Consider the following 22,274-nt stretch of genomic DNA (forward strand, 5'->3'; position numbering starts at 1 on the left):
GATTCGGCTGCATTTTGGGCAGATGATTTTAAATCATGCGCTGCACCTTGAGGATATGGGGTTGCATTTTGGGCAGAGGACCTAAAATCAGGCACTGGAGGTTTAGCAGATTCGGCTGCATTTTGGGCAGATGATTTTAAATCATGCGCTGCACCTTGAGGATATGGGGTTGCATTTTGGGCAGATGACTTAACATCCTGCTTAACATCCTGCGCTGCACCTTTAGCAGATTGGGCTGCATTTTGGGCAGATGACTTAACATCCTGCGCTGCACCTTTAGCAGATTCGGCTGCGCTTTGAGCAGATGACTTGATTGATTCGGCTGCACTCTTGCCAGATGACTGAAGCGATTCGGCTGCACTTTTTATAGATGGCTCAACTGCCTTGGCTGTATCTTTTACAGTCGATCTAAACTCCTTAGTTGCCCCCTCAATTTCTTGAGCTACAGCTTTGGCAGAAGGCTTAACTTCATCAGCCGTACTCTTAATAGAGTCCGCTGCACTTTGTATAGAAGGCTTAACACCTTCGACTGTCTGCTTGACTGAATCTTTTACTTCTCTAATCGTAGGTTTGACTTCCTCGGATGCACTCTTGACTGCATCTACTACAGAAGGCTTGGCTTCCCTAACTGTCTCATTGACAGATTCGGCTATACCTTTAATCGAAGGCTTAGTTTCCTCAACAGTCTCTTTGACTGCTTCTGCTGTAGCTTTGATAGATGGTTTAACTTCCTCAGCAGTTTCCTTTACTACTGTCCCTAGCTCTTCTACAGTGTGTGTAATACCGTCTGCTACAGCGTGTGCTGCATCCCCTAAATTATCTACAGCACGGTTAACAGTATCAGCAGTACCTTTACCAATCATAGCGCCAGCAACTGAGCCTGCTACAGCACCAACAATGCCTCCAGAGCGAGCACCGAGTATACCACCGACTGCTGCTCCAGCTATCCTCGCACCAAGGCCTGAGCCTGATGATTGATCTTCCTTTGATTCTGAATTTTCGTTAGTCTGAGCCTGAAGTTGCAGGTTCTCGCTATTGTCAACATTCTTTTCGTGGGAGTCACGATTGGCTTCAGGCTGGTTAAAAGGCTGCTTATTATCAGTCATAGATATGCTTGGGTATTACTACTACATTCACTAGACTAACTATTTACTTATCAGAAAATCTACTGCCTAAGAACTAGATTTTGACTGTTACTTAAGAAGTAGATTCTTAAAGGTACTGACCGCTAGCGCGGTAGCGGCTCGCAGGGTAAGCTCATCTAATTTGGTATAAATCGTACTTGACAAAAAGGGCAAGATATAAAGGAAGATCCTGTCAATAGCGGTTCTTTTGAACCCATTTGAGATATTTTGACGATTGACAGACAACGAGCGATGGATAGACAACGGACGATGGACAGACAACGGGCGAAAATAACTCATGTATACAGAGTTATTAAGATATTAGCTATTTATATCTACAACTAAGAAATGTTTATTAAATATCTTTTATAATTACAAATGTAAATGCTTAATAAGTAGTGGATTGTCAATTATAAATTAACGTTTAAAAACAATAAGAATATATTTTATATTTAAAAAATATCATAATAAATGATTTAATTAACTGATTTGTTTTGTAGACGTTGCTGATTTACGGTCTGAAAGGCTAAATATGCAAGTCATAGAAACCAGTATCCACAAAGCTTCGGGATTTTCAACTGATTTTTTCATACCCTGATTAAGCAACGCCAGATTTTGGAGTGATCTAACTCACGAGGAGAGCTCTTTGAACAGCAACTTGACCGCTTTAGCCACCAGAGGCGATCGCACTTACGTGTAATTGGGCATAAGTTTGATCGCCCCCAACAACCCCCAAAACTTCAATTACTACCGGATCGTCGCTCGAAGTGACAGAGATCGACTACAGTAAACACAAAATATTATTGGCGGTAATTAGAGTGATTGAGACTTTAGCAACAGGAATCGCAGCAGCCGGTTCGCTGCTAGCATTGGGCGGATTGGGCCTAGAGTTGAACTATCGCCGGACTGGGAGTGCAAATAAACTAGAACTAACAGCCGGAGAATGGCACTTAGCCATCTCGGAACCCAACCGCTATCTTTTGGTGGGGGAAATGGAGTTCCGCAACCTGACACAGCGCTTTGAGATTATGTTGCCGGAAGTGCGGGCACAGGTGAAACTGCTATCAGACGGAAGTTTGGATGGCGTTACCTCCGAGACAAAGGTGATTCCTTGCCACAAAGAGGCAGCAGCCAGAGCAGACGATTACTGGTTCGGCTATATTGTTAAAGCCCAAAAAACCACGAAAATTAAAGTTTCTGTAGACATTCAAGGGCAAGATTTAACCAAATTGCAGTCGGCTTGGGTGCAAGTACACTTCGTCACCTACGGCCCAAGTGGCCGCATCCCCAAAGTCCGTAACGTAGTAGTTCCCCTGCAATTTCCCAACTCGGACACCGTACCCATCGCCAGAAATGTCGGAGTTGCAGAAGTCTTGCCGATTCGCACTCACATACTGGCGGAATTGGACAATCCAGTCGAAATAGTCAAGCGGTACGTGCTGCCGCGCGCCCAGAAAGGCGATATTGTCGCCTTGGCAGAAACTCCCCTAGCTTTGATGCAGGGACGCTACCGCCATCCCAGCGAAGTCAAACCCGGATGGGCGGCAAAGCGAGTGTGTTTGTTTTTCTTGCCCACGTCGAGTTTGGCCACGGCTTGCGGAATGCAGACGTTGGTTGATGTAGTCGGCCCTTGGCGCGTAGTAACAGCTTTTGCGATCGGCGCTGTGGCCAAAATATTTGGCAAACCGGGAGTCTTTTACCAACTAGCAGGGGAACAAGCCAGGCTGATCGACGACGTTACCGGGACTTTGCCTCCCTTCGACCAATTTATTGTCCTAGGCCCGGACAATCCCCAGCAAGTTGTAGAAGAAATTCAACGAGAAACCGGACTTGCCGCGGCGATCGTAGACGCTAATGACTTGAAAGCAGTTAAGATATTAGCAGCGACCTCCGATTTATCGGTAACATTCTTAGAGCAAGCCTTGCGAAGCAACCCCGCCGGGAATGGTGACGAGCGCACACCGGTCGTTGTAATCCGACCTCTGCCACAAAAATCTTGAGTTGAAAACAGAAAATTAAAAATTCAAAAAGATGATTTGAAATTTTTAATTTTCGATCGCGCAAGAAAGGGAGAAGAATCAAAAGTTATAAGTTTTGAACTCAAAATTTACCCATTCACAACTCAAAACTTCTCTAACTCTTCCCCTTTCTGAATTTTTATTTTTAAATTTCCATTCTCCACTTTTATGCTATGACTTCATTTCCCTCCCAAAACCAAAACCAGGTTGTGATTCGCCCGTTTCAGTATCGCGACATCGAGGTGATGGAACAACTGTGCGCGGAAACAGCCGAAGAGCCAGAAAACAGCAAGGGCGGAAGCTGCGACGTGGTACTAGGTAGAAAGTTGCAGCAGATTCGTCGCTGGTACGGACTACTAAAGATTTTTAGCTTGTTTCCCAACCCTTGTCAGTCCCTGTTCCGTGCCCACGTTGCCGAAGAAGAGGGGAGCGTTAAGGGCATAATTCAGATTTCTCCTTTCAACCGCACCCGCAGCACTTGGCGGATCGATCGCATAGGAGTAGACCCGGAAGCCCGCAGCAAAGGAATTGGTTCCATGCTGCTGCGGTACTGCTTTGAGGCAGTCTGGGAGGCGCGGACGTGGCTGTTGGAAGTGAATGTCGGCGACAAAACTTCCTTGGCTTTGTATCGGCAAAACGGGTTTCAGCCTTTGGCCCAGATGACTTACTGGACGATCGCCCCAGAACGCCTGCAAGAAATGGCTTCCTCGACGCCAGATTTGCCCAACCTGCTGCCCGTCAGCAACGCAGACGCTCAGTTGCTCTACCAACTGGATACGGCGTCTATGCCGCCGCTGGTGCGCCAAGTATTCGATCGCCACCTTCAAGATTTCAAAACCAGTTTTTTGGGCGCTTTAGTCGAAGGTGTCAGACAGTGGCTGGGCAAAACCGAGGTAGTCAGCGGCTACGTGTTTGAACCGCAGCGCAAAGCCGCGATCGGCTATTTTCAGGTGCAGCTATCTCGCAACGGCCAGCAACCGCACGTCGCCCAGTTGACTGTACACCCGGCCTACACTTGGCTTTACCCAGAACTGCTGTCCCAGATGGCGCGCCTTGTTCAAGATTTCCCAGTTCAAAGCCTGCAACTGGCTTCCGCTGACTATCAGCCGGAACGCGAAGCTTATTTAGAGCAATGTGGAGCAGTGCGCGTGGAACACAGTTTGCTGATGTCTCGATCGGTGTGGCACAAATTGCGCGAGTCCAAGTTGGTCTCTCTCGAAGGACTCCAGCTATCAGAAATGCTGCAAAGCTTCCAGCCAACTCGCAAACCCGTACCGGGCCGGATGTCCTGGCTCGGCCCGATGGCTGGGGAAGCAGCAGCAGGGCCCGCATCCTCGGAGATAAAACCGCTCTTGACTGACTCAGGAAACAGCCAAACGAATCAAGTTAACCCCTTGAACTTCCCGAATTCCGAATCAGCAGCAACTGATGGCAGCAGCATTTTGCCTTTAAATCTGCCAGAGTTGCCTCTTGACGGTGGCTGGCCGGGAGAACTCAATTCTTAATAAGTGAAAGCAGAAGGTAAAAGGTAGAAGGCAGAAAAAAAGAGAATTAATTATCCAATAAATTACTTTTTTTCTGTCATCTTTCCCAAATATTTCTTCTGCTTTAGATTGATATCAACTTAAGATTACCTATTTTCTTCTTGATTTCTTCTCTTCTTTCTTCGCGTCTTCGCGGTTCGTTAAAAAAAGTCCGGTAACAAAGTAAGTAAATCTAAAATATAAAATCTAAAATCTAAAATTGATTGATAATGTCCAACGATAAATTATGGATTTCAGCTCTGGGATTAGATATCGGTCTCAAACGAGTCGGCATCGCCGGGTGTGACGGCACTGGTTTAATAGCTACGGGCATTACAACACTGGTACGATCGTCCTTCGAGCGAGACGTAGCTTATCTCCGAGAACTCGTGCGAGAGCGGAGAGTGGAAATTTTGGTGGCAGGCTTGCCCTACTCCCTGAGCGGAGAATTGGGTGCTCAAGCCCGACAGGTGCAGAAATATGCGAATCGCATCGCCGCAGCCTTAGAGCTCCCCCTAGAGTACGTGGACGAGCGCCTGACTTCGGTTGAGGCAGAGGAATTGATGAAAGCTTCAGGGATTTCGCCGTCGCAAAATAATAAGGGTTCGATTGATCGCAAAGCAGCGGCCCTGATTTTGCAGCAGTGGCTAGACGAGCGGAGGCAAAAAATCTCCGCCCTTCCCAATCCTTGATAGCTTGTAACAGAGGCGTGATATCCTGGTTGTGCAAGTTTGCTACGCACACCTGTAACCCTTGACAAACTGGAGAAAATTCTGCTGTACCCTCGGTAGTGAAGAAGCACAAAATCGTGATTTGTCCTCAGTGTCGGTTGCTGACTCGACTGAGATTTAAACGCTGCACTCCTCGCCTGTGAAAAAGGCAGCGAGTCTCGCGGTTTAAGCTTGTGGACTGGCGATCGCCCACTTAGCCAGAATATCGCCACGAAAATTCCCAATTGTCAAGCCAACGTTACTGAATTATTGACGGAAAACTAAGATACACGCGATGTCCTCATCCCCATACCGCAAAAAAGAGAATGGCAATTCCAACGAAGAGTCCGTCACCCTGACGGATGAAGTTGGGCGATCGCTGACTTGCAACATAGAATATTCTATGAACCTAGAAGGTCAAGAATACGCTTTGCTGCTTCCAATTGACTCGCCAGTAGAAATTTTTACCTGGCACGGAGACGATAACGACGAAGCAGCAATTCCTGTAGAAGACGAAACCGAAATTGACAAAATTTTTGATACCGCTAAAGTTGTTCTGCAAGAGCAGAACTTGACACTCCGACGCACGGCGGTGACGCTGACTGTCGTTGGCGAATTGCCGGAATTTCCCGAAGAGGATATGGCATCCGATGTCGATCCAGATGAGGAGTCCGAGTTTGAGGAACTGATGTGGCTGACCAGCTTCTATTACGAAGAACAGGAATATGCGATTTATACGCCTCTAGACCCGTTCTTTATCTTGGCTAGAATGAATGACGACGGCAAGCCAGAATTGCTCTCGGAAGAAGAGTTCCAAAGGCTGGAACCGATGTTACCTATGCTGGAAGACCAGTTCTTTGACGAGCTTGATTAGATATTAATTGCAGGCACAAGGCCTGATGGCAAAAAGCAGAATTTTTTACTATTTTATAAAAAAGTAAACTGCTCGCCCGATTAAACTTTTTCGAGATGGCTGCTTCTGCCTTCGCGATCGGGCTTTTGAATGGGGCCGCGTGAATTGGGTCTTTTAAAAGGCTTGTATTCGTAACTTTTCGGTCATCAATCGCAGGTCATCAGTCATTAGTCGCTAGTTAACCGCCGCTTATCCAGGACAACGGACTATGAATAAAGAACAAATGACAAAAGGCAGCGCGCGCGAGGGCCGAAAAGGAACTCCGCAAGTCTCTAAATGGTTGTTTTATCTGGCGTTGTTGCCGGCAATCTGGGGGGTTTGCGCTTGGCAGGGCTGGGCTTGGTGGAGCTGGGCTTCGGCGCCGCCTAAAATCACATCCTCATCGGGGAATCCGCCAGAGGATGCTGCTGTTTTGATCCAAATCCCGGAGGGTACTCCCAGTCAAAAAATCGGGCGGGATTTAGAGGCTGCGGGGTTGATTCGATCGAGCTCGGCATGGAATATGTGGGCCCGCTGGCTGACTATGCAAAATCGCGAGGGAGGTTTTCAAGCAGGAACTTACCAACTGTCGCCGACTCAGCCTCTGAGTGCAGTTGCTGACAAAATTTGGAAGGGCGAAGTCGTACAGCAGAGTTTCACGATTCCAGAAGGATGGTCGCTGCAACAAATGAGCGCTTATTTTGAAGCGCAAGGTTTTTTCCCCGCTAAGGAGTTTATGGCGGCCGCGAGTCAAATTCCTTACGCTCAATACCCTTGGCTGCCGAGCGGATTGCCTCATTTGGAAGGTTTTTTGTACCCGGATACTTATCAGCTAGACGGCGATAGAATTACTCCTCAAGCTGCGATCACACAAATGCTCACCCGTTTCGAGCAGACAGCTTTGCCGATATATCAAAAAAATCAGAATAATACGAAGCTTTCTCTCAAAGAATGGGTGACTTTGGCGAGTATTGTAGAAAAAGAAGCTGTGGTTGCTTCCGAGCGGAACCGCATTTCTGGAGTGTTCAACAACCGTCTGAAAAAGGGTATGCCCTTGGGTTCTGACCCGACAGTTGAATACGCCCTCGGCATTAGGCAAACTAAGGAAAAGCCTCTGACTTTTAAGCAAGTAGAAACGCCTTCTCCTTACAATACTTATATAAATCCAGGGCTACCCCCAACTCCGATCGCATCTCCGGGAATAGCAAGTCTGGAAGCGGCTGTGACTCCGGAAAAGACAGAATATCTGTATTTTATGGCTCGATACGACGGCACTCACATTTTTAGCCGCACGCAGGCGGAACACGATGCTGCGATTGCTAAAGTTGACCGACAAGTGCGATCGAATCCATAGATTGGCAATGACTAATAAAAAAGTAAAAAGTCAAAAGTAACAAAGGACAAGCAATAATTATTCACTTTTGATTTTTTACTTTTTTAATTTTTAACTTCCAATTTCTTATTTCTCAATCTAAAACCTAAAATCTAAAATCATTATGACTTGGGGTAAAATACTACAGCCTGACTTAGTTCTAGGCGATTCAGTCATGAAATTAACGGTTGATATTCTTCACCAATATAATATTAAAGGATTAGTTTTGGATGTGGACGAAACTCTCGTTCCCATTACAGCAATGAATGCTTCTCCTGAACTCACCCTGTGGGTGGAAGAAATTAAACCCGTAGTATCGCTATGGTTGGCAAGCAATAATTTAAGTCAAACTCGGATCGGTCGGATTGCTGAGTCTTTGAATCTACCATACATTACGGGTGCGGCTAAGCCGTCGCGCCGCAAGTTGCGAAAGGCTATTAATGCGATGAATTTGCCTGTGGAACAAGTGGCGATGGTGGGCGATCGGCTTTTTACTGATGTTTTAGCAGGCAATCGTTTGGGTATGTTCACTATTTTAGTGGAACCAATGGTAGATGCTGGGTATGCGCTTCGCAAGTATCCGGTGCGCTCTTTTGAAGTTTGGGTTTCTCAAGCTTTGGGGGCTTCTCTGAAAATTAAAGATTAAAAATGGGCATCGGGAATTGGGCATGGGGCATGGGGCATTGGGAATTGGTAATTAGGGGGAATTGGTAACTAATGGCAACAGACAACAGTCAACAGTCAACAGTCAACAAACAACAGACTAAAACTATTGTTGTTAAAATAGGAACTTCGACTCTGACTCGATCGACTACAGGAAACTTAGCTCTTTCAACTATTGCTGCATTGGTCGAAATTTTAGCTGATTTGCGGCAGCAAGGTCATCGAGTAGTTTTGGTTTCTTCGGGTGCGGTTGGGGTTGGCTGCGCGCGCTTGGGTTTGACGGAACGCCCGCGAAACATTGCTCTGAAACAGGCGGTGGCGGCTGTGGGCCAAGGGCGGCTGATGCGGGTGTACGATGACTTGTTTACTACTTTGCAACAGCCGATCGCTCAAGTATTGCTCACCAGGGGTGATTTAGTGCAGCGTAATGGTTATGTTAACGCCTGCAATACTTTTGGGCAACTGCTCAGGTTGGGCGTGATTCCGATCGTCAATGAAAACGATACAGTAGCGGTAGACGAGCTCAAATTTGGCGATAACGACACGCTTTCGGCGCTGGTGGCGAGTTTGGTAGAAGCAGATTGGTTGTTTGTGCTCACAGATGTCGATCGGCTGTATTCCGCCGATCCGCGCAGCAATCCCGACGCCCAGCCGATCACCCTAGTCCAAAGTATGGCACAGCTAACAGAATTTCAGGTGCAAACAGGAGATTCCCGCAGTGGTTGGGGAACCGGCGGTATGGTGACCAAAATAGAAGCGGCGAGAATAGCAACTGCATCGGGAGTGCGGACAGTGATCACTGACGGCTGCTTTCCTGGTAATATCGAGAAAATACTTAACGGAGAGTCGATCGGCACTCAATTCGAGCCTCAACCGCGCCCTGTAAACGCTCGCAAACACTGGATAGCTAACGTGCTAATTCCGGCAGGAAAACTATATTTAGATGCGGGTGCTGTCAAGGCAATTTCCCACGGGGGAAAATCGCTTTTAGCGGCGGGTATTGCTCAAGTAGAAGGAGAATTTCAAGCTGATGATTCCGTGCAGTTGTGCGACGCAGCCGGTAAGCAAATTGCTAGAGGACTTGTGAATTATAGCAGTTTAGAATTGAGACAAATCCAGGGCTGCAAGTCAGAGAAAATTGCTGAGATTTTAGGCTATGCAGGCGTAGAAACGGCGGTACACCGAGATAATTTAGTGATTGTTTAAACTAACAAATATCGAGACAGTCGATCGGGCAATGAGCGAAGGCAGAAATTGAGGATATTTGCAGCACAGTCTTGCAAGAATGTGTTTGGCTGTGTCGGAACAGCTCGTTCATCGCTTCTGTAAACAGTTCAAATACATTTTGTGCTAATTCTAAAGCTGCTTGGCATTCCGCATTAGTAAGTTTGATCTCTGCTAAAACTTCCAACATCTCTGGCGTGTTTAAAAGGTGATAATTGTCTAAACCCCCATAACCTCCTCCAAAATAAACATATTCTTTTTCGGTAACTTGCTGTAATTCCATTACCACTGCAAGCGCCGCTTCAAAAAAAACTTTTGCCGTTCCTTCGAGGACTTCCACTAACACCAGTTTCTCAATGGGAGAGGCTTTCCAAGCGTAGCGTTCAAGCACTGAACAGAGCGATCGAGTTTTTTTAGTTTCTTCACCCCAAAGCAGTCTGAAGTCGCCGTAACTCATTAATTGGTTTAAGCCTAGTTCCTCTAGGTATTCTAGATAGTCGTGCCAGTAATAGTTTTTTTTATAAGTATATTTATTAATTAGTTCCTGAACTTTGCTATTACTAGAAGATTCTCGCAATACATATTTATTTAAATCGCTCAATCCCACAGCCAAAGGAGCCAGTACAGGTGCAAAAATTAGTCGTTGATTCGCGTGAATGTGTTTCTTGGCTAGAAAGTCAAACAATGGCAATTTTGCAAACTCTTGCTTTTTGTGTTCAATGAATGCTACAATGGATTTCATACTTTTTTCGCCTGAATCGTTGTTGTCAAGATAGTCTTCATATCTCTGTTAATTATCTATATTTTCGAGCCTAAATTATTGTGTTTATTATCATACATATTTGTATTTTATATCATAGGTAAGAGTGTTTGCAGTCACAGGAAATTGTGACTTGTATCATATTGTCCCAGAAGTTCGATCATCTTGTTCCCTATAGATAAAATGTTCTACATTTAAATTGCATATTTCGGGCCTTGCTCAAAGCGGCCCCACAAGAGTGTAATTATTTGTTTACAGGTAATTTAAAGGCAGATTAACTTAATATAGGCAAATGAGCATTCTGCTCGAACTGCTAAAAAATGCTGTTTACAAAATCGCGATGCTCCCTGCAAATCAGTCCTAGACGCATAGGAGTCTCGAAACCAGGTTTCTTCGGAGATTCATAGCTGCTCAACAAAAATTTTTATGAGAAACCCGGTTTCTTTAACCCTTGCTTTTATTGGTTATTCCCTCTTTTCTCTTCCCTCTTCTTATTCCTTCTTTCTTCTTCCTGCGACCATAAGTCTCCAAATGACAATTTCCCATTCTCAGAATTGCCTTTAGGTGCGTTCTGAGTTACTCTATCTTTTGGATCAGTTAACACAATTATAGGAGTTAATCTTGGAACGGACTTTTTTAGCGATTAAGCCCGACGGCGTACAGCGCGGACTCGTCGGCGAAATTATCGGTCGTTTTGAAGCCAAGGGCTTTAAGCTAGTTGGTATGAAGCTAATGACGGCGAGTCGCGAACTTGCCGAACAGCATTATGGCGTACACAAAGAAAGACCCTTTTTTGCGGGGCTAGTAGACTTCATCACTTCCGGGCCGATTGTGGCGATGGTGTGGGAAGGCGACGGCGTTGTGGCCTCGGCGAGGAAAATGATTGGCGCAACAAATCCTCTGAATTCAGAACCGGGGACAATTCGCGGCGATTTGGCTGTGAATGTCGGCCGCAATATTATTCATGGTTCTGATGCTGTGGAAACTGCCCAGCAGGAAATTAGTCTCTGGTTCAAGGAAGAAGAATTGAGTGCTTGGACACCTTCTTTAACTCCTTGGATTTTGGAATAGTTTTGATATTCTCCCGATTGATTAATCGGGAGATATAGCCTTTCTCAGACAGATGAAATATCATGTTTCTGACTCACTCATAATCGTAAAATATAGAAGAGCTTGAGATTTATTCTCATTACCAGGAAGAGCCTGGTAACGAGAATAAAAAATGTTAATCGGAACTTAAAAACTCCAGATAATTATTAGTCAATTCTTTGACTGCTAATTCGTAAAACTGCTGACCGTGTTCGGGGGTTGCTAAGCCCGGATTTGAACCCATTCTGCCGTCGGGAAATCGGCGGCGGAAGTCAGCAGCACCGAAAATTTTGTGCCCGGAAGCGACTTCTTCCGAAAGCGGAGCTTGCTTGATTGCTTCTGGATAAAGGTACTGGGTTAAGGCGACTTCGCTGGGGGTGGCGTGGGAACCTTCTTGGTTTCCGTATAATTCTTTTGCTAGTTTGTAGACTGAACCGCACATGAACCAGTTGCCGATTTGACACTGGATTCGATCGGCATTCGGTAAATTTAAGTCAGACAAATGCGCGTAAGTCTCGGAAAATGCTGCTTTCATGGTAGCAATGTTGCCCCCGTGACCGTTGATGAAGAAATATTTCTCAAATCCCGCTTTTGCCAAAGATGTGATATAATCTCTGATTACGAGTATCAGCGTCTGCGGTCGGAGGCTGATTGTGCCGGGAAAGCTGGTGTGGTGCAAGGCCATCCCTACATTAATTGTCGGGCCGATTAAGGCATTGGCAGCTTCGCCGACACCGCGGGCGATCGCCTTGGCAGCAATGGCGTCAGTCCCGATCAAGCCGGTGGGCCCATGCTGTTCGGTGGAGCCGATCGGGATAATTATGCCTCGGGAGCTTTCGAGATAAGCTTCTACCTCGGCCCAGGTACTCAAATGCAGCAACATGATAGGCAGTCTACAGAATTTTTACTTGCTATCGTCGATCGTAGCCGACAGGGAAAAAAAGGAATTTGGACAAACTTATTATTGTATTCTTAAAAAAAGCTCTACAGTGCGATCGCAACTTTACCGTTATATTACTTAACGTTAATAATTTAACCACTTGATGGCCAAAACTTTACCTTTTCATAACCTTTTAAGAGTAGTATAACAAGCATATCCCTCTAGATTGGGTGTTACGTGGTCAATTAACAGCGGGCAATGTTTTATGAAATTAACACCGACCCCGAAAAATGACCAGACTTCTGTGGCCTGGACGCAGGCAGACAGCGCGGTTCCGGCAACTGCTCTACGGCTGTATTCCTTGCATGAGCAAGTAGCAAAGGTCGAGCGCGTGTCTGTGGGATGGGCTGGCGAAAGATTCTAAGCGATCGAACAAATGGCGATCCTTCGTACAAGCGATCGCAGCGCGAGAGTACCTCAGCTACTGAAGAAGGTACCTCGCGCTAGCCACATACAAACATCACTCCCACTGATATTTATGTCTTCTGCTGAATTAAGCGAAAGTCCTTCAAGGTTGGCTGTTGGACAAGCCGGCCGCATCTTGTTATTGGAAGGTGAAGACCTGTTGCGGGAAATGCTAGCTTTAGCCCTTAAAGAACAGGGCTACGAGGTGGTGGTTACTAACGACGGGCGCAACGCTCTGCCTTCTGTACAGGCTTCTTCGTCATACCACGGTGAATTTGCCTTCAACCTGTTAATTATGGATTCAATTAACGGTTTGGATCTGTGTCGAATGTTACGGCATCAAGGAAATCCGGTCCCTATTTTGATTATCGGTGCTAGAGGAAGTGCCAACAATTGCGCTTTTTACCTAGAAGCCGGATCGGATGATTATCTGACAAAGCCTTTTGGAATGCGGGAGTTTATCGCTAGGTGTCGGGCGCTGATGCGACGCCAGCGTCTGGGTAGGTTACCGGAACCGAGGATGCTGCAATATAAGAGCATAAGTCTGTATCCTGAAGAGTGCCGGGTGTTGGTTCGCGGTCTGGAAGTGAAATTTTCTCCTAAACAGTTTCGCTTACTAGAACTATTTATGAGTTATCCCCGGCGAGTTTGGTCTCGCGATCAGTTGCTGGAAAAAATTTGGGGTCAAGATTTTATCGGAGACAGCAAAACAGTTGACGTTCACATCCGCTGGCTACGCGAAAAGTTGGAAATAGATCCGGGCCAACCGGAATATATCATTACGGTACGCGGCTTCGGCTATCGATTTGGTTGAATTTTTAAATCAGTTGTAGGGTGGCAAGTTGCAGTCGAATAAACGTAGGGACACAACATTGTTGTGTCCTGATTGGTCTATGTAGGGTTTGCAATGCAAGAGCTTGAAGGCTCAACCAGTAGACCTATTGTAGCGACCGTTGCCGTTATCTTTTACCTTTGGCGATCGGTATAAACTCACATCTTGCAACATTCTCGCTTAACAGGCAAGATGCCTGTTCCACAAAGAGTGAATTTTCTTGTGGAACAGGCATCTTGCCTGTTCATAAAAAGCTTAAGCTGTCGCGCATTTAAATTGTATATTCAGGGCGGGCGGGACGCCCACCCCACAAGACATTGATTGTTTTTTAACAGACAATTTAAATGTAGAACAGCTTATTGAGAATGCTGCAACATCTCAGTATAAATCAAAACTCCGCTGTCCACTCCCAACAATGAAGTTTCCAGCAATCTCCTGCAACCGCAACAGCCGCCACCATATCTGAACTGGGAATTAATTCAATTAAAGACCATCTCGATGCTTCTTCGGGGTTTTCTTCAACATTTAACAGCGCTGCTGGTTCTCCTGGTGCGAGGCTGACATCAAACTGATTCAGGGGAATAGAAAGTCCTTTCCCGACTGCTTTAATGTAGGCTTCTTTGCGAGTCCAGCAGGTAAAAAAAGCGCGGGGTTGGAGATGTTCTGGGAGCGAACGCAACACAGAGTGTTCTAAGGGTGAAAAAAACTTTTCAGCAATTTCTAGGCTAGGAAATTTGGGATTTATGCCTTCAATATCGACACCAATATCTCGATTTTTGGTAATCGCAATTAGAGCCATGTTCCCTGAGTGAGACAAATTGAAACGGAGCGTATTTCCACCTTGGGCGGCGATGAGAGAAGGTTTGCCGTAGGGATTGTAGTCAAAGCGCAAAATGTGAGAATTTATGTTAAGATAGCGACTCAGAATTGCTCTCAGCGCGCCACGACTTACAATAAATTGCGATCGATCTTTTGGAAAGTGAAAACCCTCCGCTTTTGTCCGCTCGTCGGTAGAGAGAGTCTCTTGTAAACTCTGCAAGCAAGATTCTGTTTGAGCCAGAGAGACGCGCCAAACATGAATTTCGCCCTGCTCCAATGTCAAGTCTAGCGGTGGGGAATTCCACGAATCAAAAGCAGCAATCATGTATTTATCTTGTCTTATGAGTCACCTCATGCAGCAGTCCCAGAAACAGGCAAGATGCCTGTTCTACTTTTGTTCTACTTTGAGAAACAGGCAAGATGCCTGTTCTACAACAGATGAATTTCAATCGCAAGAATCAATTAATCCAGGTTTGTACAACTTTTCCTGCTAATTGCTGTCCCAACCAAGGCGTATTTGCCGATCGCGACTTCAGACTTTGCCCGTCAACAGTCCAACTCATATCCGGGTCGAACAAAATCAGCTCAGCAGAGACTCCCGCTGCAACCGTGGCGGGCGTTTGCCCCAGACAAACGGCCGGCCTGGTACTCAAAACTCGCCACAGTTCCAAAGCCGAAAACTCGCCAGTTTCTACTAGTCCGTGCCACAGTAAAGGCAAAGCTAATTCCAAGCCGATCGCCCCGGGGGGACTATCAGCAAAAGCCACAGTTTTCTCCTCATAAGTATGCGACTTGTGGTCGATCGCGATCGCATCAATTACGCCATCTTTCACAGCTTGAATCAACGCTAATTGGTCGCTGAGATTGCCCAACGGCGGTTCTAGGTGTAAATTCGGATCGTAGGCCAACGAAGCAGTCAGAGCATTTCTGCCGCTGGAATCTTTAGAGTTTCCTGAAATTGCCCCGACATTCAACAGCAAGTGCATCCAAGTCACACTCGCAGTCACCGGCAAACCCCGCGCCTTCGCATCTCGAATCAATTCCACGCTGCGCGCTGTAGAAACGCGCATAATGTGTACCGGAGTGCCCGCAGATGCCACCAACTCCAGGATTGCCGCCAAAGCCGAAGTTTCCGCACTCGCCGGAATTCCTGGTAAACCCAACCGCACCGACACCGCACCCTCCCGCGCCGCGCCCTTTCCTGCCAAAGTTCGATCGCACGGCCACAAAGCCACAGACTTGCCCAAAGGCTTGATATACTCCAGCAAACGCCTCACCAGAGCCGGATTAGAAAGTGGCAAACCGTCCGCAAAACCTACCACTGCATAGGAGGCCAGCTCGCCCAACTCGGCCATCTGCTGCCCTTTAACGCCCGCTGTCAGCGCGCCCCAAACATACAAGCGGGGCAGCCCCGGCGACAAATTGCGGATATGTTGCTGCAACAAAGCTAAACCGGCCAAATTGTCAACAGGCGGCGACGTATCCGGCAAAATCGCCAGCCGCGTAAAACCGCCAGCCGCCGCAGCCTGTATCAAGGATTCCAGGGTTTCCCGATCCTCAAAACCCGGTTCTCCGCTGTGACTGTAGATATCAGTTAACCCCGGCCCCAAAATCAGTCCCTGGCAATCCCGCACTTCCGTGTCAGCGGGAAACTCAGCAATTTTTTCCTCAACTGCTTTGATATTACCTTCAGCAATCAGAATATCAGCGATGCGATCGCTCCCTGAAACTGGATCTAGCACTCGTACATTTTGTAGCAGTTCGCGGCTCATATAACAGAAGGAAGAAGGAAGTTCGGCAACGGATTATGTAACGGATGTAACGGATGTCAGGAAGAAGGAAGAAGCAATCCACCGCATTAGTTTCAGGAATTAAGAACTTCCTAAGCGTCGGGCGCGGTTGTTATCAAAATGCAAAGATTTTTCAGGCGCGAACCCGTAGCGGTGGGCGTTCCTTCCGCTACGGGTTCGCGCTCAGCACTTTACTAATTAGAGTGCTCCGGCTGCTGTTTTGTCAAAAACGCCGTCGCTCAAATGAGTGGTGACATTCATCGCTTGTAATACCGGCAAACCATCGGGGCCGTGAGGATAATCAATCACGCTAACGGCTCCGTTTCCTTGTTTGAACTTCCAGAAATGTTCTGGTTCCAAACCGAATAGGTGGCAGAGAATAGCTTTGTTAATGGCATCGTGAGCAACGACAATCCCAGTACCAGAAACAGAATGTACAATTTCTTGCCAAGATGCGATCGCCCGAGTCCAAACTTGCTGCAAATTCTCTCCTTCGGGCATTTGGACTGTTTCAGGAGATTTTTTCCATTCTTCTAGCAAACCCGGATAGGATTGTTCGATTTCTGATTCAAACTTTCCTTCCCAAAGTCCGTGGCTGATTTCTCTCAACTCGTCGCGGAGTTCTAGTTGCAAACCGCCGTGATATTGGAGAATAATTTCCGCAGTTTCTTTCGGGCGCAGCATCGAACTGCTAATCGCAAAATCTAATTTTACATCCTTGAGAAATTCTGCCGCCCGCCGAGACTGTTCGCGGCCGTTATCGTTGAGAGGTACGTCAATTTGCCCCTGAAATTTACCGGCTTTATTCCAGTCGGTTTCGCCGTGACGTACCAGCAACAATCGCGGGCCTTGGTGTCCGTCCCTCGGTTTGGGAAATATTTCTCCGGTATGGGAAGTTAAATTGATCGATTCTAATTGAACGGCAACTTGCTTTTTGGGTTCTCCGAGTTCGTCGTTGGTGACAGGGGAAGTTCCAAAATTAATGACGCTAATTCCGCAATTTGACTGTTGAATTGATTGATAGTAATCCGGGGTAATTTCCGACGCCGTGGCGATGAGAGCGCGGTTGATTCCGTTGTGACCTACTACTAGAATTGTGCCGTCCTGGTGGCGCGATAAAAGTTCTTGCCAAAAATGACGGGCGTTAGCAAAAATTGCCAATACGGGAAAGTGTTCGATTTCTCCGTCAGCAGATGGCAGTTTCATGGAAAATTTGTCTGGCTGTTTTTGCCACTGCTGATATGCTGCGGGGAATTTGTCGATCGCATCTTGGCGGAGCATTCCTTCCCACAGAGGCAAATCGATTTCCATCAAATTATCAGTTGGCTGGAGTTGTGGCGGATTTGTCAAGCGCGATAGGATGATTTCGGCTGTTTCTTTGGCTCGTTTCAGGGGACTTGTATAGGCGGCATCAAAGGCGATACTGCTGAGTGTGTCGCCTACTTGCAGGGCGGCGCTGCGGCCTGCTTCTGTCAAAATCGATTTATCGAGGCGGCCTTGGATGCGGCGTTCTTGATTGTAGGTGCTTTTGCCGTGACGGACTAAGATAATGCGAGTCATTCGATTTTAGATTTTAGATTTTAGATTTTAGATTTAGCCTGCTACCCCGCTGCGGTTGCGCCGTGCGGATATTACCTCATACATCGCGGGTGCTTATGCCGCACTACTCCTGTAGGGTGCACCATAAGCACCGTTGGGCTAAGGTTTGAACCTTACGCATACATGGCAGAGCGAGGATTTGTGGCGTAAGTCTTGTTGAGGAGAGTCAAAAAGATGAGCCAGTGAAATTTTACCAGTTGTCGGGATACTCTCGTCTGCAACAACCTATGATTAAAGACGGAAAAGATTTAGCCACGGATTCGCGCGGGACGGAAAAGCAGGAATGACACTGAAGCGGGTTATTTTAGGTATTTTAACGGCGATCGCGATCGCCATGGTCGGTTTATCTTTACTTGCTAGTTGGAATCAGCCGCAAATTCAAAGCCGGCTGGAACTCTACCAAACAAATTTGCTGCTGCACGCCTCGGAGTGGCAGGCAGAAAATAATCAGAGTGTTAATTTAAGTTCGGCGCGCAACAATATTGTCGGTGCAGATCCTTTAAATACGGCTTTGACGCAATATCAAGAAGCGCGAGACTCGACTCGCAAAACTCTCGAAACAACTCAATCACAATTTAAAGGAATTCAGTCTGCCATCGCCTCCAAGTCTGCTGATAATACTCTGAACTTGGCTCAAAACAAGGCTTTGTCTGAGTCGATCGAGCAACAGTCAGCGCTGCTCAACGAGCTTGACTTGCGATTGGGAATTTTGCAGGTAAGCAGTGGTAAAACTGAGGCTGCACTCCAAACTTGGAAAAATTTAGTTGAGCGCTACAAAACTAAAATTGATGACGATTCTTCGGTGGTAACTGCTCAAGTTTTAACGGGAATTTGGAGCAATCCGGCTAAACTTTTGCCGGATGCCGAGCCGCGCATTCAAAAGTCTTTGGATGGGTGGTTTCGCTATCGCGCTCTAGCTCAACTTTACAAGCTGCAAGAACGTTCTAAAGAGCTGGTGGCGCTGCAAGCTGCAGAGCAAGCAACGGCTGAGCAAGCTGTAGAAAAGTTGGCAATTATAGTTGGGGTTCCGGCGATCGCACTTTGTATTGGCACGGTTTTGCTGGTTGGTTTGACCGCGCAGTGGTTGTTGCAGCGGAAGCAGTTAGATAAAGCAGGTTCCGGCCCGGTGTTAGCGCGAAATGCGAACTTGACTTGGGATGTGCCTTGGGACGGCGAGATTGTTTGGCAGGTGCTTGTGGTCGGCTTTTTCTTTGTCGGGCAAATCTTGATTCCCTATTTGTTGCTGCCTGTTTCTCTGGCTGTTTTAAAACTCAATCCTGCTACTTTTGACCCGCGCGAAAAGGCTTTTTATATCTTTGCTACTTATTTGTTGCTGTCGGCTGGGGGGCTTTCGGTACTGTATTTTTCGGTCAAGTCTTTTTTGCCTTTGCCGGAAGGTTGGTTTCGGATTAATTGGCGGGGAAGTTGGTTTTTGTGGGGTTTTGGCGGCTATTTTGTTGCTTTGCCTTTGGTAGTTTTGGTGTCGCTGATCAATCAGCAATTTTGGCAGGGACAAGGCGGCAGCAATCCGATTTTGCCGATCGTTCTCGAAGGTAGGGACAGCGTGGCTGTGGCGGTGTTTTTCGGCACTGCTGCGATCGCCGCTCCGGTTTTTGAGGAAATTGTGTTTCGGGGCTTTCTGCTGCCTTCTCTGACTCGCTATTTGCCTGTTTGGGGAGCGATCGCAGCTTCTGCTTTCTTGTTTGCGGTGGCTCACTTGAGCGTCTCGGAGATTCTGCCTTTGGCGACTTTGGGTGCGGTTTTGGGGTTTGTGTATACGCGATCGCGCAATCTCCTTGCTCCTATGCTTCTCCACAGTCTTTGGAACAGCGGTACTCTCCTGAGTCTGTTTCTTTTGGGTGGCGGCGCGAGTTAATTCGGGGGGTTGTTAATAATTGTGAATTAATCGAGGTTTTTTGAGAGCGATCGTCACGGCGATCGACTTTTACCAAAAACAGCACTAGGGTGTTCGGTGCGCCCCTTATATCTAGCCCGGTAAAATAACCCGAATTCCTAGAGGGGCGGGTTCACCCTAATCTGTAATATCAGCAACAGCTCCAAATCTCCCCGCCCGGGCCCCTCACTTTAGCGGAAAAATAGGGTTTAACATGGAAGTAATATCTTGTCGGCTGATGATTGAGAAACTGACCCGGGCGATCGTACCAAAAGGAAGTTGACAATCCGGCTAATTTATAGGTAAATTTTAATTTAGGATGAGGCTTAAACCCAATGAGCAATTTGAACAGCCACAAGTTAGAGGGAACGCCGAGTTGGATGCGTTTCGCACCCTACGCAGCCTTGGGCATTTTAATATTTTCTCTCAATTCAGGCAGCGAACTCAATTATTTCTTGAGAGGCTACTTGGTCATTCTACAAGCTCAAGCCGGTATAGTTCTGCTGTATTTTGCGATGTCTAAGTTTCGCAAAAACCCAAATAAATGAGTAAAAATTAGTAAGATTACTTAGCTCGATAGTTAAAGGTCGATACTTAAAGGTCGATCGCGGAAGTGAAAATAAAAAAACTGGGGAAAGGAAAAATGGTAAAAGATAAAACCGTAGCAGTTGCGTTAGCTTTCTTTGTAGGAGGTTTCGGAGTTCACAAATTTTATTTGGGCAACAACTTAGCAGGGGTATTATACTTGCTATTTTCTTGGACGTTAATTCCGTCACTGATCGCATTTTTCGATTTTATCGGCCTGCTGCTGATGTCCGAACAAGCTTTTCAGGTTCAGTACAATGGCGGCACGTTGCCGTCGGGGTATGCCCTCAGAGCGGCAAAAGATGTAACCGGGGCGATCGGCGAATTGAAGAAACTTTACGATATGGGCGCAATTACCGCCGAAGAATATGAAGAAAAACGCCAAAAACTGTTGCGAGAATTGTAATTAAGAAAGAAGTTCGGCAACGAGCAATGTACGGGATGTAACTGATGTAACGGATGTCAGGAAGAAGAAAGCCCTCTATTAAAAAAGTGGGATTGAAATAAGTGTGAGATTACAGCTATTTAAGGATAAAATTAAAGTGTCTCAAGATTTATACTGGTTGCGTCAAACTCCCAACTGGGTGTGGTATGCTTTTATTCCCTACTTCGGCGGATTGGCGATCGCCTATGCAGGCCAAAAGTCAAATATTCGTAGTTGGATGGGATGGGGTGTTGCCATTACTTTAGCAGCACTAGCGGTATCTTCTTCAACTAATTTGGGTACGATCGTGTGGATTGCTCAAATTGTCACTGCTTTTAGTTTGAAAAAGCGCTATCTGATCAAAACCGCACCCAGAGGTATACTGGTTCCTGCAACTGCGACGAATGCCGAAGAACTGGCAAACGTGCGCGGCAAAATAGATATTAACGAGTGTACCAAAGACGATATGGTCAGAATCTTGGGTTTGCCGATCGTCTACGCCAACGATATTGAATCTTTGCAAAACGAAGGCTACATTTTTACCCACGCCGAAGAGTTATCAGAAATAGCCGGAGTTCCCGAAAGTCACGTCAGACGCATCGCCCCGATGATTTGCTTCAGCTACAATTATCAAAAAGAATCGCAGTTTACTTGGAAACGATTAAATATTCTTTCACCGGAAGAGTTAATTTCCAGCGGTTTAGATCGATATGTTGCGGAAAAAATAGTTAGAGAAAGGCAGAGAAAAGGCGCTTACAAATCAGTTGTCGAAGTCAAGCGGCGGACGGGACTGCCTTTTGATTCCTATCGCCATATTTGTTAATTTCAGTTGTTAGCACGAACAGCTTATGACAACAAAATTAGAAGTTGAACGACAAAAATTGTATGATACAGATTACCTGAGATGGATTGAAACCACTGTGGAAAAGTTGCGGGTTCGCGACTATTCAAACATCGACTGGGAAAATCTGATTGCAGAAATAGAAGACTTGGGGCGAAGTGAACGCCGGAGTTGAGAGAGTAATCTGGTGGTAATTCTCCTGCACTTGCTCAAGTGGCAATTTCAACCGGATCAAAGAAGCGGTAGTTGGAAAGGCAGCATTGTCGAACATCGCAGACGCATTCGCAAAGCTCTGAAAGATTCCCCCAGTCTCAAACCATATCTTGAAGAGGTATTGGCTCAATGCTATGCGGATGCAGCAGAACAAGCAAGTGCTGAAACTGGATTGCTTGTAGAGACGTTTCCGAAATTATGTATCTACACTGCTGTCGAGGTTCTAGATTCTGAATTTTTGCCAGATTTTCTGCCAGATGAGATGATTCAAGCGTAGTATGGCAAAAAACTCGATCGCCTCCTGCTAATTGACATTAAATGCACCTGCTGGCAAAAATCTCCCCCAGAAGGCGGGCTCAGCGAGATTATAAAAAAAAGTATTTATCCTCTTGACATTTACAAAAAATAATGATATTTAAATATTGTGAAACTCCTACTTTTCCCTAGCATCAACTCCAAGCCCGGGTAAGTTTTCAAGAATATACCTTAAATATCAGTGGTAAGCTATCTGAATTATTATTGAAATGCAAAACGACACAATAGTAGCAGTACCGCTA

20 protein-coding genes and 1 pseudogene are annotated in these 22,274 nt (G+C 46.4%); 15 read left to right on the forward strand and 6 right to left on the reverse strand.

Annotated features, from left to right (window positions below; all coding sequences use genetic code 11):
* Positions 1 to 1,106, reverse strand: a 1,106-nt coding sequence (locus tag QUA04_RS01045) for a hypothetical protein (RefSeq protein ID WP_333252934.1), incomplete at its 3' end; no start/stop codon positions are given.
* 836 nt (positions 1,107 to 1,942) lie between these two features.
* Here QUA04_RS01045 and QUA04_RS01050 point away from each other — a divergent pair.
* The 7 genes from QUA04_RS01050 (at position 1,943) to proB (ending at position 9,508) form a co-directional block, all read left to right on the forward strand.
* Complete coding sequence (locus QUA04_RS01050; protein ID WP_333253096.1) at positions 1,943 to 3,124, forward strand: F420-0:Gamma-glutamyl ligase; 1,182 nt, start codon at positions 1,943 to 1,945, stop codon at positions 3,122 to 3,124.
* A gap of 191 nt (positions 3,125 to 3,315) precedes the next feature.
* Positions 3,316 to 4,647 carry a GNAT family N-acetyltransferase gene (locus tag QUA04_RS01055; RefSeq protein WP_333252936.1) on the forward strand — a complete coding sequence of 444 codons (1,332 nt, stop codon included), beginning with the start codon at positions 3,316 to 3,318 and terminating at the stop codon, positions 4,645 to 4,647.
* Between the two features lie 248 nt (positions 4,648 to 4,895).
* Entirely contained in the window at positions 4,896 to 5,357 is a 462-nt protein-coding gene (gene ruvX / locus QUA04_RS01060) for a Holliday junction resolvase RuvX (protein ID WP_333252938.1), read from the forward strand.
* A gap of 313 nt (positions 5,358 to 5,670) precedes the next feature.
* Entirely contained in the window at positions 5,671 to 6,249 is a 579-nt protein-coding gene (locus QUA04_RS01065) for a DUF3727 domain-containing protein (protein ID WP_333252940.1), read from the forward strand.
* 247 nt (positions 6,250 to 6,496) lie between these two features.
* Positions 6,497 to 7,621 carry an endolytic transglycosylase MltG gene (gene mltG / locus QUA04_RS01070; RefSeq protein ID WP_333252942.1) on the forward strand — a complete coding sequence of 375 codons (1,125 nt, stop codon included), beginning with the start codon at positions 6,497 to 6,499 and terminating at the stop codon, positions 7,619 to 7,621.
* 142 nt (positions 7,622 to 7,763) lie between these two features.
* On the forward strand, positions 7,764 to 8,285 hold the full coding sequence (locus QUA04_RS01075) for a YqeG family HAD IIIA-type phosphatase (RefSeq protein ID WP_333252944.1): 522 nt from the start codon (positions 7,764 to 7,766) through the stop codon (positions 8,283 to 8,285).
* A 71-nt stretch (positions 8,286 to 8,356) separates the two neighbouring features.
* Positions 8,357 to 9,508 (forward strand): glutamate 5-kinase, encoded by a 1,152-nt coding sequence (gene proB, locus QUA04_RS01080; protein WP_333252946.1) that lies wholly within the window; start codon positions 8,357 to 8,359, stop codon positions 9,506 to 9,508.
* A 1-nt stretch (position 9,509) separates the two neighbouring features.
* On the opposite strand, the gene QUA04_RS01085 is transcribed toward proB, so the two are convergent.
* Complete coding sequence (locus QUA04_RS01085) at positions 9,510 to 10,268, reverse strand: hypothetical protein (protein WP_333252948.1); 759 nt, start codon at positions 10,266 to 10,268, stop codon at positions 9,510 to 9,512.
* Positions 10,269 to 10,907: 639 nt separating this feature from the next.
* Between QUA04_RS01085 and ndk the strand changes: the two genes are divergently transcribed.
* Positions 10,908 to 11,357 (forward strand): nucleoside-diphosphate kinase, encoded by a 450-nt coding sequence (gene ndk, locus QUA04_RS01090; RefSeq protein ID WP_333252950.1) that lies wholly within the window; start codon positions 10,908 to 10,910, stop codon positions 11,355 to 11,357.
* A 154-nt stretch (positions 11,358 to 11,511) separates the two neighbouring features.
* On the opposite strand, the gene QUA04_RS01095 is transcribed toward ndk, so the two are convergent.
* Entirely contained in the window at positions 11,512 to 12,258 is a 747-nt protein-coding gene (locus QUA04_RS01095) for a creatininase family protein (protein ID WP_333252953.1), read from the reverse strand.
* Between the two features lie 262 nt (positions 12,259 to 12,520).
* On the opposite strand from QUA04_RS01095, the gene QUA04_RS01100 reads away from it, so the two are divergent.
* Together QUA04_RS01100 and QUA04_RS01105 are read left to right on the forward strand one after the other, a co-directional pair.
* Positions 12,521 to 12,679: a hypothetical protein gene (locus tag QUA04_RS01100; RefSeq protein WP_333252955.1), complete on the forward strand. Its 159-nt coding sequence runs from the start codon at positions 12,521 to 12,523 to the stop codon at positions 12,677 to 12,679.
* A gap of 114 nt (positions 12,680 to 12,793) precedes the next feature.
* On the forward strand, positions 12,794 to 13,534 hold the full coding sequence (locus QUA04_RS01105; RefSeq protein ID WP_333252957.1) for a response regulator transcription factor: 741 nt from the start codon (positions 12,794 to 12,796) through the stop codon (positions 13,532 to 13,534).
* A 406-nt stretch (positions 13,535 to 13,940) separates the two neighbouring features.
* Here QUA04_RS01105 and QUA04_RS01110 read toward each other — a convergent pair whose 3' ends face one another.
* The 3 genes from QUA04_RS01110 to QUA04_RS01120 all read right to left on the reverse strand — a co-directional run bounded on the left by QUA04_RS01110 (position 13,941) and on the right by QUA04_RS01120 (position 17,721).
* A complete protein-coding gene (locus tag QUA04_RS01110) occupies positions 13,941 to 14,696 on the reverse strand; it encodes a 4'-phosphopantetheinyl transferase superfamily protein (RefSeq protein WP_333252959.1) in 756 nt (251 codons plus the stop codon).
* A gap of 133 nt (positions 14,697 to 14,829) precedes the next feature.
* Positions 14,830 to 16,143, reverse strand: a complete 1,314-nt coding sequence (locus QUA04_RS01115) for a dihydroorotase (RefSeq protein WP_333252961.1) — start codon at positions 16,141 to 16,143, stop codon at positions 14,830 to 14,832.
* Between the two features lie 216 nt (positions 16,144 to 16,359).
* Positions 16,360 to 17,721: a histidine phosphatase family protein gene (locus tag QUA04_RS01120; protein ID WP_333252963.1), complete on the reverse strand. Its 1,362-nt coding sequence runs from the start codon at positions 17,719 to 17,721 to the stop codon at positions 16,360 to 16,362.
* A 322-nt stretch (positions 17,722 to 18,043) separates the two neighbouring features.
* Here QUA04_RS01120 and QUA04_RS01125 point away from each other — a divergent pair, with 322 nt between their 5' ends.
* The 5 genes and pseudogenes from QUA04_RS01125 (at position 18,044) to QUA04_RS01145 (ending at position 21,994) form a co-directional block, all read left to right on the forward strand.
* On the forward strand, positions 18,044 to 19,636 hold the full coding sequence (locus tag QUA04_RS01125) for a type II CAAX endopeptidase family protein (RefSeq protein ID WP_333252965.1): 1,593 nt from the start codon (positions 18,044 to 18,046) through the stop codon (positions 19,634 to 19,636).
* Between the two features lie 353 nt (positions 19,637 to 19,989).
* Positions 19,990 to 20,202 carry a hypothetical protein gene (locus tag QUA04_RS01130; RefSeq protein ID WP_333222839.1) on the forward strand — a complete coding sequence of 71 codons (213 nt, stop codon included), beginning with the start codon at positions 19,990 to 19,992 and terminating at the stop codon, positions 20,200 to 20,202.
* Between the two features lie 95 nt (positions 20,203 to 20,297).
* Entirely contained in the window at positions 20,298 to 20,645 is a 348-nt protein-coding gene (locus QUA04_RS01135) for an NINE protein (RefSeq protein ID WP_333252967.1), read from the forward strand.
* Positions 20,646 to 20,781: 136 nt separating this feature from the next.
* On the forward strand, positions 20,782 to 21,486 hold the full coding sequence (locus tag QUA04_RS01140; RefSeq protein WP_333252969.1) for a helix-hairpin-helix domain-containing protein: 705 nt from the start codon (positions 20,782 to 20,784) through the stop codon (positions 21,484 to 21,486).
* A 25-nt stretch (positions 21,487 to 21,511) separates the two neighbouring features.
* A pseudogene (locus QUA04_RS01145) lies at positions 21,512 to 21,994 on the forward strand (DUF29 domain-containing protein).
* The last annotated feature ends 280 nt before the right edge of the window (positions 21,995 to 22,274 follow it).

Origin of the sequence: Microcoleus sp. S13_C5 (assembly GCF_036700845.1) — a bacterium.
In the GTDB taxonomy this organism is placed as follows: domain Bacteria; phylum Cyanobacteriota; class Cyanobacteriia; order Cyanobacteriales; family Microcoleaceae; genus Microcoleus.

Excerpts from the sequence above, each read along its gene's own strand:
- QUA04_RS01130 (WP_333222839.1), top strand. The coding sequence starts at position 19,990 with ATGAGCAATTTGAACAGCCACAAGTTAGAGGGAACGCCGAGTTGGATG.
- mltG (WP_333252942.1), top strand. The coding sequence starts at position 6,497 with ATGAATAAAGAACAAATGACAAAAGGCAGCGCGCGCGAGGGCCGAAAA.
- QUA04_RS01105 (WP_333252957.1), top strand. The coding sequence starts at position 12,794 with ATGTCTTCTGCTGAATTAAGCGAAAGTCCTTCAAGGTTGGCTGTTGGA.
- QUA04_RS01065 (WP_333252940.1), top strand. The coding sequence starts at position 5,671 with ATGTCCTCATCCCCATACCGCAAAAAAGAGAATGGCAATTCCAACGAA.
- QUA04_RS01125 (WP_333252965.1), top strand. The coding sequence starts at position 18,044 with ATGACACTGAAGCGGGTTATTTTAGGTATTTTAACGGCGATCGCGATC.
- QUA04_RS01095 (WP_333252953.1), bottom strand. The coding sequence starts at position 12,258 with ATGTTGCTGCATTTGAGTACCTGGGCCGAGGTAGAAGCTTATCTCGAA.
- QUA04_RS01115 (WP_333252961.1), bottom strand. The coding sequence starts at position 16,143 with ATGAGCCGCGAACTGCTACAAAATGTACGAGTGCTAGATCCAGTTTCA.
- ruvX (WP_333252938.1), top strand. The coding sequence starts at position 4,896 with ATGTCCAACGATAAATTATGGATTTCAGCTCTGGGATTAGATATCGGT.
- QUA04_RS01085 (WP_333252948.1), bottom strand. The coding sequence starts at position 10,268 with ATGAAATCCATTGTAGCATTCATTGAACACAAAAAGCAAGAGTTTGCA.
- QUA04_RS01120 (WP_333252963.1), bottom strand. The coding sequence starts at position 17,721 with ATGACTCGCATTATCTTAGTCCGTCACGGCAAAAGCACCTACAATCAA.
- QUA04_RS01100 (WP_333252955.1), top strand. The coding sequence starts at position 12,521 with ATGAAATTAACACCGACCCCGAAAAATGACCAGACTTCTGTGGCCTGG.
- QUA04_RS01075 (WP_333252944.1), top strand. The coding sequence starts at position 7,764 with ATGACTTGGGGTAAAATACTACAGCCTGACTTAGTTCTAGGCGATTCA.
- QUA04_RS01110 (WP_333252959.1), bottom strand. The coding sequence starts at position 14,696 with ATGATTGCTGCTTTTGATTCGTGGAATTCCCCACCGCTAGACTTGACA.
- QUA04_RS01055 (WP_333252936.1), top strand. The coding sequence starts at position 3,316 with ATGACTTCATTTCCCTCCCAAAACCAAAACCAGGTTGTGATTCGCCCG.
- QUA04_RS01135 (WP_333252967.1), top strand. The coding sequence starts at position 20,298 with ATGGTAAAAGATAAAACCGTAGCAGTTGCGTTAGCTTTCTTTGTAGGA.
- proB (WP_333252946.1), top strand. The coding sequence starts at position 8,357 with ATGGCAACAGACAACAGTCAACAGTCAACAGTCAACAAACAACAGACT.